Source organism: Ensifer sp. ENS06 (assembly GCF_014852205.1).
Taxonomy (GTDB): domain Bacteria; phylum Pseudomonadota; class Alphaproteobacteria; order Rhizobiales; family Rhizobiaceae; genus Ensifer; species Ensifer adhaerens.
Genome location: NZ_JACVBC010000005.1, coordinates 295,873 through 313,396, shown reverse-complemented (window position 1 = coordinate 313,396; position 17,524 = coordinate 295,873). Strand labels below are relative to the sequence as shown.

Genomic DNA, 17,524 nt, shown 5'->3' with positions numbered 1-17,524 from the left:
ATTTTCAGGTGCGCGTTGTCTACGTGCTACTAGAAGAAATTGGTGCCCCGAAGGTCTGCGCAGAGGAGCTGCAGGAGGAATTGCAACGATCACTGCGCCTGCAACCTCGGTCGACGCGTGCCTGATCGACAAACGAAACCTTGTGTGACGCGGCGGGAATGAGCTTGCGGACTACCCCCACACGGTCGAGATCGAGGTGTGCGGAAACCACACCGACCTGATCGACGGCGCGGGCTACAACCTGTCCCCAGGGGTCGCAGACGAGAGAGTTGCCGTAGGTGAAACGGCGATCTCCGTCCGCTGCAGTGTAGCCTCCCCACTGACCACAGGCGACGAAATAGACTTGGTGCTCGATCGCGCGTGCACGGCAGAGCACTTCCCAGTGGTCCTTTCCCGTCTGTAACGTGAAGGCCGCGGGCAGAATGACCACATCGACGCCGGCGTCTGCAAGCGCATCAAAGAGCCGGGGGAAGCGAAGGTCGTAGCAAATCGCACAGCCGATCCTGAAACCGCCGGATTCGTAGACGAACAGGCTTTCTCCGGGCGCAACGGTGGCGGATTCTCGATACATCTTGCCATCTGGCGCCTCGATGTCGAACAGGTGAACTTTGCGATAGCGGCCGACCTCGTTACCTTCTGGGTTAAAGACGACCGTTGTGTTGTAGATCTTCGAACTCCCATCGACCCTTTCGAGCAAGCTGCCGCCGTGGATCCAGACCTTTTGCCGGGCGGCGAACGTCTGCAACATGCGATAGGCGTCGCCGCCCGGCATATGATCAGCCGCCGCCAGTTTCTCCGCCACCGTGCCGCCGGACCAGTCGAAATGTTCCGGGAGAACGATGAGATCGGGTGTATCGCGTGTGATTGCCTGCAGCATCAGGCTCTCGGCCGCGCGTAAATTGCTGTCGCGGTCGGGTTGGGAGTTCATCTGGACGAGGGAAATCTTCATTATACGATCCGATCCAGTTCGAAGATGGAATGGCCGGCCTCAAGGTAGGGCCGGAGCTTAAGGGAACGCTGTTGGCGCTCGAGGGCGACGTCCGCGATGCAGCGCATATCGGACGGATCGGCAACGAAGACACCCTCCGTATCTGCTAAGACCGCATAGCCGGGCAGCACGGCCGCCCCGCCGCATGCGATCGGGACGTTGATCGCGCCACCAATCTGGTGCCGGCGGCTGGTCGTCTTGGACGAGACTCCGCGACACCACACCGGGAAGCGGCTGGCGCGGATCTCCTCGATGTCGGTGCAAGGACCATCGACGATAATGGCGACAGCGCCACGCGCTCGGGCAGCAGCAACGACACCGCCGCCGACGCAGGCGACGTCGTCCCGGTCGACCCGGGAGATGACGAGAACATCTCCCGGGCGGAGCAGATCGATTGCCGTGTAGATGACGGCTCCATCACGGCCGGGCGCGGCGACCGTGACTGCCGTTCCAATTGCCTTGACCGGAAAGACCGGCGCAATTCCTGCCCCAACAAATCCAAGATATTCGAAGTGGCCGATGGTTGCGGTTTCGACTCCCTCAAGCAGGGTTCGCAATGCGTCCGGAATCGCTTGCAGCTGTTTTTCGATCTTGTAAGGCTGGGACATCGATGAACTCCGATCTGCCCTGTGGTTCACAAATCAGACCGGGCGCTCGCCGGATGTCGTCGTCCGATGCATAATCCGGATCGTGTTCGGGTCGAATGAATCGCGCCGGTGCATCGTGCAACGGTTGTCCCACATCACTATGTCGCCCACGCTCCATTTCTGGACGAAGACTTCCGGCGTGTTGGTGGTGTGCTCCCAAAGCCTTGAGATCAGGTCGTTGCTTTCATCGAGCGGCAAGCCGACGATCCACGCCCCTTCCGACGTCCCGCCAAGATAAAGCGCTTTGCGGCCCGTCTCGCCGTGGCTCCTGACCAGCGGATGAACGACGCCGCTCCACTCGCGAAAATCCGCGCTCGTCGGTTCGCCTTTCCCGAGGCGCAATTTTCCCGTTTTGTCGTAGACGTTCTGGAAGAAGATCTGCCGCCCCTCAACAGCACTGCGTAGCTCCTCGGGGAGCGTTTCAAAAGCCTGGTAGGTCGACAGGAAATACGTGTCTCCGCCGGAAGCGGGAACCTCGATCGCCCTGAGGATGGCGCCGGCGGGCGGGCGTTCGTAGAACCATGTGTCCGTGTGCCACGTCGCCTCGCTGTTGCCGAGCGCGCCGCCCGGCTTGCCGTCCTTCATCACATTGCTGATCACCAGAATTTCGCGATGGATCGGGTGTCCGCCTTCCTGTAATTGCTTGGGATGGATGACGAAATCTCCGAAGTGACGGGAGAAGTCGACCTGCTGCTGGTCTGTGATATCGGTCGCCCGAAAGCGAATGACGCCGTATTGCAGCCAGTAGGATCGAACTGCCGCAATGTCCGCGTCGTTGTAGTCGGAGAAATCGAACCCGACGATATCTGCGCAGACGTTGCTGTCATTCTGGATTGCCGAAACTCTTGTTTTCATGTGTGTCTTCGCCTCTGTGTGGGAAGATCCCGGGCTCGGGATCACATAGAGCTTAGCGGAGTGATAAGTCGGCATTCCAATATCAATTCGTTTGCATTAATATTGGAATACAATGAATGTCACTATTGCTCCAGCAGTTGGACAGCGGAATGGGCGATGGCGAGGTCTACGCGGCAGCCGGCCGAGAGCTTCTCGAGACGGGTCGAGCGGATCATGGACTTCAAGGTGATCCCGCCATCGACGAGCATCCAGGCCTCGAGATAGGCGCCCAGATTGACGACCTTTTGGACGGTTCCCGTCAGGCGGTTTGCCGGTTCGTCGAGGGCCCCTGCCGCATCTGCGAGCCTAACGGCCTCCGGTCTGATACAGCAGAAGCGCACATCGTCAGGATCAACGTCCTCTGCCGGCTCGGCGGTGAGCACCGCCTTTCCCGCGCCGAGGGAAACCTTCAGCTTCCGATCGGCCCCGGTCTCTGCGGATGCCGGGAGGATATTGGACTTGCCTATGAAATCTGCCACGAAGGAGGTTCTCGGGCGGCCGTAGATATCCGCGGGCGCTCCTTCCTGCGCGACCACTCCGCCATGCATGACTATGATCCGATCGGACATGGCCATCGCCTCTTCCTGGTCGTGTGTGACATAGATGAAGGTCATGCCGAGATCTTCCTGGATCTCTTTCAGCTCGACGCGCATCGCTTCCCGGAGTTTAAGGTCAAGGTTTGAGAGCGGCTCATCGAGAAGCAGCACCGACGGCGAGGGCGCAATCGCCCGGGCGACCGCGACCCGTTGCTGTTGCCCCCCTGAAAGTTCCTTCGGATAGCGATCCTCAAAGCCCTCAAGATGGACACTCTTCAAGGCTCGTGAGACACCGTCGGCGGTTTGCTCGCGGGGCCGGCCCTGCATCCTTAGGCCAAAGCCGACATTCTGGGCGACCGTCATATGCGGGAAGAGTGCGTAGTTCTGGAAGACCAGTCCGATTTTCCGGGCTTCCGGCGGGACGCCTTGCTGATCGCGGCCGCGAATTCGGATTTGTCCGCTCGAGGGCGCTTCAAATCCGGCGATCATATTGAGGGTCGTCGTCTTACCACATCCGGACGGACCAAGAATGCTGACGAATTTTCCCTTAGGGATGGCAAGGCTGATATCGTCGACGATGCGGTTTGCACCGAACTGCTTGCTGACGGAAAGGAGTTCAATATCGATGGTGGTCATTTGCTACCCCCGTGGAATTGGGCGGAGAAGCCGCCGATCTTTTCGAAAAGGATGATTACGCCAAGGATGAAGAGGAGTGATGTGACATTCACGGCCGCAAGCACCGGATCCAGGCTGTATTCGAGATGATTGATGACGGTAATCGGAAGTGTCGTCTGACCGGGTCTGACCAGGAAGACGGAGAGCGGGATGTTGTTGAAGGAAATGATGAAGGCGAAGGTCATCCCCGAGAAGAGGCCGGAGCGGATCAGCGGTAACAGCACGTATCGGATCCTCTGCGTGACGCTAGCGCCCAATACGCGTGCCGCGCGGTCCAGCCGCTTGTCGAAACCAAACATCGCCGTGGCCGCCATGCGCACGACGTAGGGCAACGTCAGAATGATGTGAGCCATGACAAGGCCGGGTGTCCCTAGCAGGTCGTAAAGTCCAACCGAGGACAGGAACAGGACGACGGCCACGCCCTTGACGATTTGCGGGACCGACATGGGTGACAAGAGGAACGCCATGATGGCGGTATGCCCCGGACATTTTGCGTAGGCGACGCTGTAAGCTCCAAGGACGCCGAGCAGTCCGCTAGCGAGCGATACGATGACGGCAAGTTCGACGCTGAGTAGAAACGGATCGAGCCAGCGGCTAGTCCATAGTGCCGCGTACCATTGAAAGGTCCATTCGCTTGGGATGAACGTCACAGCCGAAGTTGGACTGAAAGAGGCCGCAACGACGACCACCAGCGGAAGAGTGATAAAGGCAAGGATGGCGACAAGCGCCATCCTGAACAGATATGTGAGCAGTCGGTTCATCGGAGCCTCCCGAAATTAAAGGTGAAGTTTTTGGTGGAGGCGCGACTCCAGCTTGGATCCGACGAAGCCGGCGGCCAGCATCAGGATGAGAAGAACGTTCGCCATGACCGCCGCGAAGGGCCAATCGAGATAGAACAGCACCTGCTCGTAGACCATTGTGGCCATGACTTTGAAACCAGCGCCGCCAAGGAGGGCCGGGGTCGCATAGGCGCTTGCGGCCATGGTGAAGCCAATCAAGAAGGAGCTTACGATTCCTGGCACGGAGAGCGGCAGGATGATGTGCCGGATTACAGCAAGACGTGACGCGCCAAGAATTTGCGCAGATTTTTCCAGACTGGGGTTGATACCCTGGAGGCTCGTCAGAAGCGACAGCACGCCAAATGGCAGGATGACGTGAGTAAGCCCAACCACGACGCCGAGAAGGTTTTTCGACAAAGGCAAGGGTTCCGTGATCAATCCGGTCCACATCAGCGCGGAATTGATAAACCCGCGATCTTCAAGAATGATGAGCCAGCCATAGGTGCGAAGCACGACCCCCGCCAATTCGGGCGCAATGGCAAGCGCGAAGATGACCGTTCGCCAGCGCGACGTGGCGCGAGCCAGATAGTAGGCGAGGGGATAGGCTAAGACGGTCACGCAGAGCGCAACGAGGCTGGACATCACGACGGTGCGGGCCAGGCCAGCAAGGACAAGGTCGTTGCTGAAGAAGCGGCTGTAGCTCGCAAGTGTCGGGCCGCCCTCCGTTTGACTTTGAAAGCTGATCCCGATCATCATGCCCATCGGTATCGCGAAGAAGAGCACCAGGACGAGCGACGGCGCGACCATCGGCAGAAGTCCCTTGGCAGGGGCTCCGGCGGGCGGGGGCTTTGTCGGAGTGGAGCAAACAATGACGGCCATCATCTACCTCACTTGGCCGCCGCGACGACATCACGTTCCCATCGTTCGCCCCAGGCGGAGAGCCGTGTTGCGACCGCCGCGAGATCGGGCAACAGAAGGGCCTTGAGATCGGCTTCGGTGGTGATCTGCTTGGCGCGGATATCGGCGGGCACCTCGATGTCGATTCTGCCGCTGCCGACCTTGTAGCCGGTGACCCATGCCTCCTGGCTGGTCTTTTCGAGAAAGAAGTTCACGAACTTGAGAGCTGCGTCTCGGTTCGCCGCGTGCTTCGGGACGTTCAGGGTTGCGACCAAGGGGATAGAGCCTTCCTTCGGCAGAACATAGTCGACCGGCAAACCGCTATCGACGAGCAGCTGCGCGCGCCCGTTCCAGAATGGCATCGCCCAGACGTCGCCCCCTTTGAGGTACGTTTCCATGACTGAGGATGACTGCTCAAAGCCGATCGACTGTCCGGCGAGCTTGGCCATGGCGGCAAAGCCGGGATCGACGTTCTCGAGCAGATCTCCACCATGGGCGACCGAGAAGATCTCCATCAGGTAGGCGCCCATCACGTTTTGGAATGTCGGCAGAATGATTTTGCCCTTGAGGCCATCATCCAAGAGCGCGTTCCAGGAATTTGGACGCTCTGCCAGCTTGTCCGTCCGATAAAGAAGCGAGAGATACTGTACTTCGTGAACCGCGCCGCAGGGGCCAGCAACGCCGGCAATCACCGACGACAGACGCTCAAGATTAGGAACCTCCTCTGGTGAAAATTCCTCAAGCAGGCCCTCCTTGCATCCTTCGAGCGATTGGGAAGCGGTCATTACGACGACGTCGAAGCCAGGGCGGCCATTGGTGGCCTTGATCTTGGCGTAATCCTGGGAGGCGGAACCGACGGCGTCGTAGATTACCTTTATCCCGAACCTGGCCTCGAAAGGCTCAATGATCCGCTCCCGAATGATGGTTTCGTACGGCCCGCCATAGCTGTTGACGATGAGCGTTTCGGCGTGGCCGTTCGCAGCCAAAACCATTGATACGATCGCGGGCGCGCACAGCGCAGTGTACCTCATGACGATCCCCTTTGTTGGTGTTGTCGGTACGGTGACATTGCGCCAGCCAGTCTTGCGATCTCCAATATTGATTTCCCGGTATTGATACGGAAATCATATCAATCGTGTTGCATTCGCTGAGCTGGCGGACGGCGTGAAGCGGATTCGGTCTTGAGGGCCTCAAGCTCTATGAATCCGCGCTTGGGTTTATACGCGCTGCCACAGGCAGCCGCTCTGTCACCCCGGCTGGCAGATTTCGTTGATTAGGCGTGGATTGGCTTTCAGGGATTTGAAGATATGAAGCCAGAACCGGTAATGGCTTTCGCGATTGAGATCCCTGGCCTCGAATGCGCGCTTGGCCGCAGCGGTCACGGCGTCGCAGCCGTAAAACTCCATCGCAAGTTCCACAGCCGCCGCCACCGCGACGTCATTTTGCGCACCCGCCTCGTTTGACGGTTCCAGTACATTCTTCAAAGGCTTCGACATGGCGACTCTCCTGTGAGAGTCCGGCGAGGAAATGTGGCCGGACGGTCTCACAGCGAAGATCGCGTCGTCCGGAAGCACACGGTGCCGCTCATATCGAACAGGTTGAATCTTAGCTTACTTCCCGCCCTGGGAGAAGTCCAAAACTCTGCGCTGAAATCTTTGGTCGAGCTTCTTTGAAGTTTTCGGGCTGACGCCCGAGATGATCTGGCTCCTGTGCAAGCTGTTAAGCGGCACCGGCATTGCGGATGCTGGAGCCTTGCCTAACTTGATCATCTCTCAGTTGGAGGCACCCCTAAGTTGCTTTGAGGTCGCGTCCAGCCAGTTTTCAACCCGAAGGTTGGGAATGCGCGTGAACTCACGGGCATTGGCTGTGACGAGGACTGCTCCTGCGGCACAGGCATGAGCAGCGATCAATAGGTCATTTGGGCCGATTGGTTTGCCTGCAGCTTCCAACTCAGTGCGGATGTTGCCGTACTTGGCATCGGCGGGCACGTCGAGCGCGAGCACCAGAATGCTTTCTAGAAGGGCTTCGATTTGGGCCAGCAGCTTCGGGGAACCCTTCTTGGCGCATCCATAACGCAATTCTGCCGCCGTTATGATGCTGACGCAGATTGCCTCCGACCCGACCGCCGCAATACGTTCAGCGACCTGCCCTCTCGGGTTCCGAGCCAACTCGGACACGATATTTGTGTCCAGCATGAAAAGGTTGCTCACAGGTCGATTTCCTTGGCGGGCAACAAAGTCTCGTCAATATCCGGGAACTGATCTTCAGGCCCAAGAGGATCTAGACCTGCCAAGACTTCCAGCAGGTTCTTGCGACGCAGCGGCTCTATTATAAGCCGATCCCCGTCGCGATGGATCATCACTCGATCGCCAGGAAGCTCAAAGTCAGCCGGGATGCGAACAGCCTGGCTCTTGTTATTCCGGAAGAGCTTAGCTTCCCTCGCAGGAGGTTCGTTGTGTCTAATCTGCGGCATAAAACTCTCCATTGCATATACATTTGCATATACACACTGACAAGTGAGATTTCAAGTGAGAGCTTGACTTGCTCGGTGAAAGGAAGGTTTCCTCCAAACAGGATCGAGGCCGTGATAGCAGCCAAACTCGATCTCATGCGACCGGGGCAAGGTGGCAAAGTGTTGTTGCGTTCTGGTGCGGGAACAGATCGGTCTTCCGGTCGCGATCGAGGGATTTCGGAAAGCACTGCTGCAGCGCAAAGCCACGCTCGGCGACATTGCCAACCAGGCCGAACGTCGTGGTGTTGGCATCGTGATCTGCCCTATCTGGAGGCGCAGGCCTCCAATGTTTAGGGGAAGTCAAAGATGTTAGCGCTTCGGTGCGCGGGTGCGTGTGCATATCAAAACGCTTGCAGTGGCACAATGTGACGGCGGTTGATGGTCGCGGGACGGCCCTTAATGGACAGAGTCGTATCGCGCTTTTCGCGTTCTGCCACGACCTTGCCCTTTGCGACGACACAAAGCCGCTCGGCACGCAGGCGCACCGCCTCGATGGGGTTGCCCGCATGGAGTACGACGAGGCTTGCAGATTTGCCCACGGCTAGACCGAGATGATCGAGGCCCATAATCTCGGCATTGATCTTGGTGACCATGTCGAAGCAGGTGCGCATGTCTGTGGGCGAGGACATCTGGGCGACGTGCATTCCCATGAAGGCGACGTCGAGCATATCGGCTGTACCGAGGGAATACCAGGGATCGAGCACGCAATCCTGACCCCAGCCGGTGCGGATGCCGGCCTTCAGCATCTCGGGCACTCGCGTCAGGCCACGGCGCTTAGGGTAGGTGTCGTGGCGCCCCTGAAGCATGATGTTTATGAGTGGATTGGGGATCACTGAGATGTCGGCTTCCGCAATCAGCGGCAGTAGCTTCGAGACGTAGTAGTTATCCATCGAATGCATCGATGTAAGGTGCGAGGCAGCTACCCGGCCTTGCAGGCCGAGCCTCTGGGTCTCATAGGCAAGCTGCTCGATATGGCGCGATAACGGGTCGTCCGTCTCGTCACAATGCAGGTCGACCATCAGGCCGCGCTTTACCGCGATCTCGCATAGTTCGGTAACGGAACGCGTGCCGTCGGACATGGTCCGCTCAAAATGCGGAATGCCACCGACGATGTCGACGCCCATGTCGAGGGCGCGGATGGTGTTTTCGCGAGCATTCGGGGAGCGATAGAACCCGTCCTGCGGGAAGGCGACAAGCTGGAGGTCGATATAGGCGGCGATCTCCTTCTTGACCTCTAGCAGTGCTTCCACCGCAAGAAGGCGGTCGTCGCATGTATCGACATGGGTGCGGATGGCGAGGAGACCCATCGAGACCGCCCAGTCGCAATAAGCTAGCGCCCGCTGCTTGACGGCCTCGTGGGTCAGGAGCGGCTTGAGTTCGCCCCACAGCGCGATGCCTTCGAGCAGCGTACCTGAGGCATTGATACGTGGCAGGCCGTAGGACAACGTTGCGTCCATATGGAAATGCGGATCGACAAAGGGCTGACTGACGAGGTCGCCCGAGGCGTCGACGACACGACCAGCCTCGGCATCGATGCGTGGCTCGATCGCGGCGATCCTATCGCCCTTGATGCCGATGTCGGCGACGTTGCCATCGGGTAGCGTGCCACCTTTTACGATCAGGTCAAAACTCATCTTTCGCCTTTCTGGTACGGGATCATCAAAGCTTTAGGGTATGCAGCACGACGTGCGACCAGGATCAGCGCCAGGATCGACAGCGCATAGGGCATCATCAGGAAAACCTGATAGGGCACGATGCCGCCCGAAATTTGCTGCAGACGAACCTGATAGGCATCGAAGGCGGCGAAGAGGACGGCGCCGATCAGTGCCTTTCCTGGCCGCCAGGAGCCAAAGACGACGAGTGCGATGCAAATCCAGCCGCGTCCATTGATCATCTGGAAGAAGAACGAGTTGAAAGCCGAGGTGGTGAGAAAGGCACCGCCGACCGCCATTAACGCGCTACCGACGACAACGGCGCCCATGCGGATGCCCGTGACCGAAATGCCCTGCGCTTCGACCGCTGACGGATTTTCGCCGGCAGCACGAACGGCGAGACCGATGGGCGTGCGATAGAGGATCCAGGCAACGGCTGCAACCGAGATGAATGCGAGATAGGTCAATGGCGTCTGGGTAAACAGCGCCTCGCCAACGACCGGGATGCTGGATAAGCCCGGGATCGGCAGGGGCTGGAACGGCTCGATTTTGGGCGGCGACGTCACTTCGGGCAGCGCAAGGCGATAGACGAAATAGGTAAGGCTTGTGGCAAGTAGCGTAACACCGATGCCGACGACGTGCTGCGAAAGGCCGAGTGGTACCGTAAGCGTCGCATGCAGCAGGCCGAACATGGCACCGAAAAGGGCAGCGACCAGCAAGCCGGCCCAAAGATCGCCGCCGGAATATACGGTAAACCAGCCGGCGAAAGCGCCTACCGTCATGATCCCCTCGATGCCGAGGTTAAGAACGCCCGCGCGCTCGCAGATCAACTCGCCCATCGTCGCGAAAATCAGCGGAGATGCTATGCGGATTGCGGCAACCCAGAAAGAAGCGGTGAAGAGGATTTCGAGCGCGTCCATGTCACCTCCACCTGATTCGGAATCGCGTCAGAAGGATCGCGACAACCATCGTCAGTAACGAGGTGGCGACCATGACGTCGGCTATGTAACTCGGTACCTTGGCCACTCGGCTCATGGCATCTGCGCCGACGAAGATGCCGGCGACGAAGATGGCAGAGGCGATGACGCCGAGCGGATTCAGCATGGCCAGCATAGCGACGACGATGCCCGCGTAGCCGTAGCCTGGCGACAGGTCGAGCGTCAGGTTGCCTTTGAGCCCGGAGACTTCGGAAAAACCCGCGAGAGCGGCCAATCCTCCCGAAAGCAACGCCGTCTTCATCAGAGTGCGGTCGACCAGAATTCCGACAAAACGTGCGCCCTCGGGATTGATGCCGACGGCGCGCATTTCGTAACCGAGAACCGTCTTTTTCATGACGAGCCAGATGAGGACGGCCGAAGCAAGGGCGATGATGAAGCCATAGTGCAGGCGCTTGCCCTGGATAAGGCGCGGCAGTTGTGCTTCGGCAATGACCTTCTGCGATTGCGGCCAGCCGAGCCCCATCGGATCCTTGAGCACACCTTCGAGCAGCATCGACACGAACAGCAGGACGATGAAGTTAAGCAGCAACGTTGTGACCACCTCGTCGACGCCGAAACGCGTCTTCAGCACGGCTGGGCCGAGCAGAAGCAACGCGCCTGCGGCCATGACGGCGACCATAATTACCGGGATTAGAACAACCGAAGGCAGGGGCAGTGCGCCCGTTCCCAGCGCCACGGTGACGACGCCACCGATGTAGAGTTGGGCTTCTGCGCCGATGTTCCAGAGCTTTGCCCGAAAGGCGACGGCGATCGCCAAACCCGTGAAGATCAGTGGCGTCGCCCGGGTCAAGGTCTCTAGGAATGCGAACTGTGAGCCGGCCGCCCCCTTCGCCACAAGATAGAAGACGGACAGTGGGGAAGCGCCGGCGGCGAGAACCAGTACCGACGTCAGCACCAGTGTGGTGCCTATGGCAGCCAGCGGAAACAGCAAGGTGATCGCCAGGGACAGCGCGGGTTTCGGTTCAAGCCGCATGATCGCCGCGCTCCCCGCTGTGGCCCGCCATCAGTTCCCCCAGTTCCCGAATGCTGCGTTCGCCCCTTGCAGAGGGTGTGGAAAGGCGCCCCTTGAACATAACGAAGATGCGGTCGGACAATGCCAGGACTTCTTCGAGATCTTCCGAAATGAGCAATATCGCGGCGCCCCGATCTCGCGCTGAGAGCAGCATGCGATGAACATAGGCGACGGCGCCGACATCGAGGCCGCGTGTCGGCTGACTTGCCAGGATGACCGCGGGGTCGGCATCAAGGGCCCGGCCGAGAATGAGCTTCTGCATGTTGCCGCCTGAGAGTAGGCGTATGCGTGCTTCGGGCGAAGGGCATTTGACGTCGTAGTCGGCAATGAGTTTCTCTGCGAAACGCCCGGCGGCTTTCCAATTCAGGAAGCCCATGCGGCTGAACCGAGGGCTTCGGTAGCGTTCGGCGATGACATTTTCCGTCACGCTCATGTCGCCGATGCTGCCGATAGCGTGGCGGTCTTCCGGAATGCGGGCCACGCCATGTGCGAGCGCGGCGCGCGGCGACCAGTCGGCGACGTCCCGTCCAGCGATGGAAATGCTGCCGCTGGTGGGACGCCGGATGCCGGCTATAAGGGCAGCAAGGACAGCCTGACCATTGCCGGCGACGCCGGCAATTCCGGTGATTTCACCGGCTGTAAGGGTGAGCGATACTTTGTCGAGGCCCGCCCCGTTGTAGGCCGTTGCGGAGACCTGTTCGAGTGCCAGCAGCGGTGCTCCGAGCTTCAGCGGACTGACGTTGGCTGGCTTGACCTCTTTTCCAACCATGAGCGCGGCCAGTTCTTTGCGATCGGTCGAACCTGTTTCTCGCTCGCCGACAAGTTGACCGGAACGCAGCACCAGCACACGATCGCTGACGGCCATCACTTCGTGCAATTTATGAGAGATGAAGATGATCGACAGGCCTTTGGCGACGAGCAGGTTCAGCGTCCGGAACAGTGCCTCAGTCTCGGCGGGGGTTAAGACGGCCGTCGGCTCGTCCATGATTAGGATTCGGGCTTCGCGATAAAGAGCCTTTAGAATCTCGACGCGCTGGCGCTCGCCGACTGAAAGGCTGGAGACGGTAGCTGTGGGGTCGACGGCGAGGCCGAAATCAGCGGACAATCGATCGATGCGCCGTCGCGCGGCGGCCCGGTCGAGCCGCAGGCGCCAAATGCTCTGCGTGCCAAGCGCAATGTTTTCCTGCACCGTCATGTTGTCAGCGAGGGTGAAGTGCTGGTGAACCATGCCTACGCCGGCATCTATGGCAGCGCGCGGATCTCCCGGCGGTAGCGGCTTGCCAAATGCCTCGACGGTTCCTTCGTCGGCGACGTAGTGGCCGAACAGAATGTTCATCAGAGTCGTCTTGCCGGCGCCGTTCTCCCCGAGAAGTGCTATGACTTCGCCCTGCTTGAGTTCAAACGAAATGGCGTCGTTAGCCCTGAGTGGGCCGAAGCGCTTGCTGATGCGGGAAAGACGAAGGGCGGTTTTGCTAGACACGTCGGCGACCGGAAGAGGAGTTGTGGGGACTTCCTTTCCCGTCCAAGGAGAGAATGGTCGCTGTTGGCGAAGTGTAATTCCTGGTCCGCCACAGCCGACCACTTCTCCCATGAACGCGAGGAAGGAAGGCTAGGTCGACTTCGGCTCGGCGTCGTTGATCTCGACGGCGAACGAACCGTCCTTGATCATCTTTTCCTTTTCCGCGACCTTGACCTTGATGGCGTCCGGAACCTTGCTCTCAAAGGTGCCGAAAGGCGCCAGTGAACAGCCGCCGTTTTTCATGAAGGAATAGATGCCATAGTCGTCAGCCTTGAACGCGCCGGCCTTCACTTCGCTGATCGCCTTGTCTAGCGTCGGTTCGAAATGCCACAGTGCGGATGCGACAACGGTGTCCGGATAGTCCGCCTGGGTATCGATGACATTGCCGATGGCCAAGACCTTCTTCTCCTTGGCGGCGTCGGACACACCAAAACGTTCGGCATATAGCAAGTCCGCACCCCCATCGATCTGGGCGAAAGCGGTCTCTTTGGCCTTTGGCGGATCGAACCATGAGCCGATGAAGGCGACCTGGAATTTGGTGTCCGGGGCCACTTCCTTCACGCCGGCCATGAATGCATTCATCAGCCGGTTAACCTCTGGGATCGGATAGCCTCCCACCATGCCGATGTTCTTGGACTTCGTCATTGCGCCGGCGACAAGGCCGGACAGATAGGATGCGTCCTGGATATAGTTGTCGAAAACTGAGAAGTTAGGAATAGCGGCGTCGGGCTTGAAGCTCGAGCCCATCAGAAAGGCGACATCCGGGTAGTCTTTGGCAACCGTGCGGGCCGCATCCTCGACGCCGAAGACCTCGCCAAGGATCAACTTGTGACCCGCCTCGCAATACTCACGCATGACGCGCTCGTAATCGTTGTTCGCGGTGTTTTCCGAATAGACATATTCGATGTCGCCGCGCTCCTTGGCTGCATTCGCTGCCTTGTGGATACGACTGACCCACTGCTGCTCGACCGGAACGGTGTAGATGGCCGCCACCTTTATCGGATCCGCAGCGAGCAGACGGCCCGGCAGACCCGTCGCCGCCACCACGGCGGAAGCGCCAGCAGCTTTGATCAGGGTTCTTCTGGAAATGGCAAAATTGAAGGAATCGCTTTGCATTAAGTTCCCCTCTGATTGATTGCGCGTTTGGCGCGCGTCTTTTTTACCACTTGGTCAATGTAGGGGAAGTTGGAGTTTGCAGCAATTGGGGTGTGGTACGCCATTCAACCGGATATGACGCAGCTTGCGCGACAAGCTCTGTGCAGTCTGAACAAAGACGTGTCGCGTCTGAAGCCGCTAACCGATCATTCAAGTTGGAGGCCTCACTTGAAGACCGAGAGCCGTGCGTACTTTGGGCGCAGTTTCGAGAAACCGGTTTCTTGGTTGCGACCTGGGCGAACAAGTTCCAGTGCGACCGGCAAAGCAAGTGTGAGATCGGGCTGAAGTCGATCCACTGCAGCTGTGTCCAACGACGTCTTTCGCGCTTCTCTTTCAATAGCGAAGATGGTCTAAGGTCGTGGCTGGGAGACTTTTGAAGGGGCCAGGTCACCAGGATCATGCGTTGTCCAGAGGCATGAGCAGTGGAGCCGGAAACTGGAGCTTCTATCCTGATAAAGAAGCGGAGGCGCGTGAATGTTTCTGATCGACCGTGAACTTGAGGCGCTCACCGTTTTTCGGCGCGAGCTGCACCGGCGGCCGGAAGTCTCGGGCGAGGAGCGGGAGACGGCGGATACGATCGTCAAGGCTCTGGCCGAGACGAAACCGGATGCGGTGATCACAGGTCTTGGCGGGCACGGAGTGGCGGCGATCTATGAGGGCCGAGAGCCAGGGCCGACGGTGATGGTGCGTGCCGAGCTCGACGGGTTGCCGATCGAGGAGATCTCGGAGATCGGCCATCGCTCGGAGATCAAGGGCAAGGGGCATCTCTGCGGCCATGACGGCCACATGACGATCCTGATGGCGCTTGCCAAAGGGTTCGCTCAAATACGGCCAGCGAAGGGGCGGGCGATCCTGATGTTCCAGCCGGCGGAGGAAAACGGCGCCGGTGCTGCGGCGGTGCTTGCCGACCCAAAATTTGAAGAGATCAAGCCGGATCTCGTCTTCTCGCTGCACAACTTCCCGGGATTAAGTTTTGGCCGTGCGGCGCTGCGCTCAGGGCCGGTCAATTGCGCCTCGCGGGGCATGCGGATTTCGCTTTCCGGCAAGACCGCGCATGCCTCGACGCCGGAGGACGGCATTGCGCCGACCTTTGCGATGGCCGCCTTGCTTTCCGGGCTGACGGCGCTTGGCAACAACGGGCCGCTTAACGAGGATTACACGCTGGTCACGGTGACGCATGCCCGCCTCGGCGAGGCGGCCTTCGGCATCAGCCCCGGCTATGCCGAGATCTGGGCGACGCTGCGCACACTGACCGACGAGCGCATGGCCGATCTCGTCGCCCGGGCCGAGTGGCTGGTTGCGAAAGAGGCCGGTGCTGCCGGGCTGAAGGTCACGATCGGCTACGAGGACGTGTTCCACCAGTGCAGCAATGCGGAACGCGCCGTGACGGCGCTTGGACGGGCCATGGACGAGGAGGGCGTCAGCCGTGACCGCGGCGAGGGCGTGCTGCCAATGAAGGGTTCGGAGGATTTCGGGCTTTTCGGGCGCGTGGCGCCAGCGGCGATGTTCTTCCTCGGCGCTGGCGAAAACCACGCGCGGCTGCACAATCCTGATTATGATTTTCCCGATGGCCTGATCGGTATCGGCGCCAAGGTGTTCATGCGGGCGATCCGCAACGAACTGGGGTGAGGGCGCCGGACGGTCGCTTGCACGGCGGGCGCCGTGACGGCACTCTCTCACAGTGCGCAGTTTCGGCCGAGAGCCGTTTCACGTCGCGCCGGATGTACGCTGAGAAGGAGCAGGGGATGAGGCAGTTCAACATTCGTGTCGCGCTTTGCCTGGCGCTTGCCATCGCGGGGATGACCGCCGCTCAGGCGGCGGATACGCCGGCTGCCGATGCTGTTCCTGAGCCGCAGCAGACCGAGAATGCCAGCCTGCAAGACTTCATCAAGGCCAATCCGGATTGCCTGGAATTCACCGATCAATGCTCGCACTGCGTTATCGTTAATGGCATTGCCGAATGCTCGACGGCGGAGATTGCCTGCATCAAAGGAGAGAACCAGTGCACCAGGCGCATCGCTAATTGATGCATCCTGCAAACAGGACGACTATCAGGACCTCGTTGGGCGAAGCCTTGAAGCGCGGCAACATAGACACTGCACAAAGATGGGGCGCCGACGGCAGGGACGTCTCGGGCATGGTCGAGGGCGCCTTCGGGCGGCACGATCCCGAGGTTGATCGCGCCCTGATCTCATTTCAACGCATGCCGTGCCGAGCTGTAGGTATGTGGGAGCTGGGCTGAGCCCTATTCCAATTCCGCCAGCCGCTCCTGACAGATCATCTCGACGAGGCGGAGGAGATGCTCCGTCCGCTCGAGAAGCCAGCCGAGCCCTTCCTCGGTGATCTCGAAGTGCTTCGAATAACGTGCTTTCACATAGGCTTCGTTGAGAACGTTGTACCAGGCGGTAAAGCGATGCTGGTCCCGCGGCCAAGCCTCGACGAGCCGCTGGTCGCGATCCTCGGCGAGACCGCGGAGAAATTTGAGGTTGTGCGACGGCGGGCTGTAGTTGGTGAGGACCAAGAGAACCGCCGCGTACGATTGTTCGATCGCTTGGTGCAGTAGAAAAGCCGCTTCTTTGAGGTCGTGTTCCCTGACGCAGAACGTTGCGGTCTTTAAGAAGACCCTCGCGTGAGGTATCCGGTCATCGAAATACTCCTTGGCAAATCGAAACGCATCAGCTGGGGAGAGCCGTTTCGGCTCGGCCAGCGGCCGGTCGTCGAGTTCGTAGAGCACGATGCCCTCGCGCAGAATATCGACGAAGAAATATTGTCCGTCCGCAAGGAAGTTGTTCACCTCCCGGGCGCCATGGACGATCAGCCCAACCGGCGTCGAGACCCCCTTGTCCCACATCAGACGGTCGGTAGCCTTATCCCAGTATTGCGGTTCTGCGAGCTTCTTCGAATTGACAATGACGAGGATATCGTAATCGGAGCGATAGCCCTTCATCGTATGCGGTTCGTCAACAAAGGTGCCGCGGGCGTAGGAGCCGAAGAGGATGATTTTCAGGATCCGACCGCGCTTCTTGAAGTCGGCCGAGCCCCCCTCGAGTGCATCGGCAAACTCCTCGTGAATGATCTCCACGACGCGCGCAATCTCGCGCTGCTTCTTCTCGGGAAGATGTTCCAGGCTCGTTTTCATACTCAACCGATAGGATAAAGACGATTCGCCGTCTACTGCAGCAATTTATGGGTTTCGTGTTATTAAAAAATAACAGATTGATCTAACTCCGCGATTAATGGATGATATGTGTCCTTGTAGA

The 17,524-nt window shown here is 59.3% G+C and carries 18 protein-coding genes; 2 read left to right on the top strand and 16 right to left on the bottom strand.

The features are described from left to right. Positions 1-19: 19 nt before the first annotated feature. The 15 genes from IB279_RS20555 to IB279_RS20485 all read right to left on the bottom strand — a co-directional run bounded on the left by IB279_RS20555 (position 20) and on the right by IB279_RS20485 (position 14,225). Positions 20-949, bottom strand: coding sequence for a carbon-nitrogen hydrolase family protein (locus IB279_RS20555; RefSeq protein ID WP_082584583.1), 930 nt, complete (start codon positions 947-949; stop codon positions 20-22). Beyond that, positions 949-1,596: an RraA family protein gene (locus tag IB279_RS20550; RefSeq protein WP_060643751.1), complete on the bottom strand. Its 648-nt coding sequence runs from the start codon at positions 1,594-1,596 to the stop codon at positions 949-951. Before IB279_RS20550 ends, IB279_RS20555 begins: the two co-directional genes overlap by 1 nt. A gap of 33 nt (positions 1,597-1,629) precedes the next feature. Beyond that, positions 1,630-2,490 carry a TauD/TfdA family dioxygenase gene (locus IB279_RS20545; RefSeq protein ID WP_060643750.1) on the bottom strand — a complete coding sequence of 287 codons (861 nt, stop codon included), beginning with the start codon at positions 2,488-2,490 and terminating at the stop codon, positions 1,630-1,632. Positions 2,491-2,612: 122 nt separating this feature from the next. After that, positions 2,613-3,701 (bottom strand): ABC transporter ATP-binding protein, encoded by a 1,089-nt coding sequence (locus IB279_RS20540; RefSeq protein WP_192339710.1) that lies wholly within the window; start codon positions 3,699-3,701, stop codon positions 2,613-2,615. After that, positions 3,698-4,501, bottom strand: a complete 804-nt coding sequence (locus IB279_RS20535) for an ABC transporter permease (RefSeq protein WP_113136167.1) — start codon at positions 4,499-4,501, stop codon at positions 3,698-3,700. The genes IB279_RS20540 and IB279_RS20535 overlap by 4 nt, the downstream gene beginning before the upstream one ends. Before the next feature lie 15 nt (positions 4,502-4,516). Continuing rightward, positions 4,517-5,326 (bottom strand): ABC transporter permease, encoded by an 810-nt coding sequence (locus tag IB279_RS20530; protein ID WP_246802053.1) that lies wholly within the window; start codon positions 5,324-5,326, stop codon positions 4,517-4,519. An 80-nt stretch (positions 5,327-5,406) separates the two neighbouring features. Continuing rightward, complete coding sequence (locus tag IB279_RS20525; protein ID WP_192339708.1) at positions 5,407-6,447, bottom strand: ABC transporter substrate-binding protein; 1,041 nt, start codon at positions 6,445-6,447, stop codon at positions 5,407-5,409. 216 nt (positions 6,448-6,663) lie between these two features. Beyond that, a complete protein-coding gene (locus tag IB279_RS20520) occupies positions 6,664-6,912 on the bottom strand; it encodes a hypothetical protein (RefSeq protein WP_060643745.1) in 249 nt (82 codons plus the stop codon). Positions 6,913-7,188: 276 nt separating this feature from the next. Next, entirely contained in the window at positions 7,189-7,626 is a 438-nt protein-coding gene (locus IB279_RS20515; RefSeq protein ID WP_034800191.1) for a type II toxin-antitoxin system VapC family toxin, read from the bottom strand. After that, the gene (locus IB279_RS20510; protein WP_034800189.1) at positions 7,623-7,889 is read right to left on the bottom strand and encodes an AbrB/MazE/SpoVT family DNA-binding domain-containing protein; all 267 of its coding nucleotides are present in this window, start codon (positions 7,887-7,889) and stop codon (positions 7,623-7,625) included. The genes IB279_RS20515 and IB279_RS20510 overlap by 4 nt, the downstream gene beginning before the upstream one ends. 380 nt (positions 7,890-8,269) lie before the next feature. Then, the gene (locus tag IB279_RS20505; RefSeq protein WP_112984687.1) at positions 8,270-9,562 is read right to left on the bottom strand and encodes an amidohydrolase family protein; all 1,293 of its coding nucleotides are present in this window, start codon (positions 9,560-9,562) and stop codon (positions 8,270-8,272) included. Continuing rightward, positions 9,559-10,500 (bottom strand): ABC transporter permease, encoded by a 942-nt coding sequence (locus IB279_RS20500; RefSeq protein WP_034800188.1) that lies wholly within the window; start codon positions 10,498-10,500, stop codon positions 9,559-9,561. The genes IB279_RS20505 and IB279_RS20500 overlap by 4 nt, the downstream gene beginning before the upstream one ends. Position 10,501: 1 nt before the next feature. Next, on the bottom strand, positions 10,502-11,551 hold the full coding sequence (locus tag IB279_RS20495; RefSeq protein ID WP_090300443.1) for an ABC transporter permease: 1,050 nt from the start codon (positions 11,549-11,551) through the stop codon (positions 10,502-10,504). After that, the gene (locus IB279_RS20490) at positions 11,541-13,181 is read right to left on the bottom strand and encodes an ABC transporter ATP-binding protein (protein WP_210338676.1); all 1,641 of its coding nucleotides are present in this window, start codon (positions 13,179-13,181) and stop codon (positions 11,541-11,543) included. Before IB279_RS20490 ends, IB279_RS20495 begins: the two co-directional genes overlap by 11 nt. An 18-nt stretch (positions 13,182-13,199) precedes the next feature. Then, on the bottom strand, positions 13,200-14,225 hold the full coding sequence (locus tag IB279_RS20485; protein ID WP_034800184.1) for a BMP family protein: 1,026 nt from the start codon (positions 14,223-14,225) through the stop codon (positions 13,200-13,202). A 513-nt stretch (positions 14,226-14,738) separates the two neighbouring features. Between IB279_RS20485 and IB279_RS20480 the strand changes: the two genes are divergently transcribed. After that, positions 14,739-15,893: an amidohydrolase gene (locus tag IB279_RS20480; RefSeq protein ID WP_089045890.1), complete on the top strand. Its 1,155-nt coding sequence runs from the start codon at positions 14,739-14,741 to the stop codon at positions 15,891-15,893. A 116-nt stretch (positions 15,894-16,009) separates the two neighbouring features. Beyond that, entirely contained in the window at positions 16,010-16,291 is a 282-nt protein-coding gene (locus tag IB279_RS20475; RefSeq protein WP_063979503.1) for a hypothetical protein, read from the top strand. Between the two features lie 218 nt (positions 16,292-16,509). Here the strand turns inward: IB279_RS20475 and IB279_RS20470 are convergent, their stop codons facing one another. Then, positions 16,510-17,403 carry a nucleotidyltransferase and HEPN domain-containing protein gene (locus IB279_RS20470; protein ID WP_090300434.1) on the bottom strand — a complete coding sequence of 298 codons (894 nt, stop codon included), beginning with the start codon at positions 17,401-17,403 and terminating at the stop codon, positions 16,510-16,512. Positions 17,404-17,524: the final 121 nt, after the last annotated feature.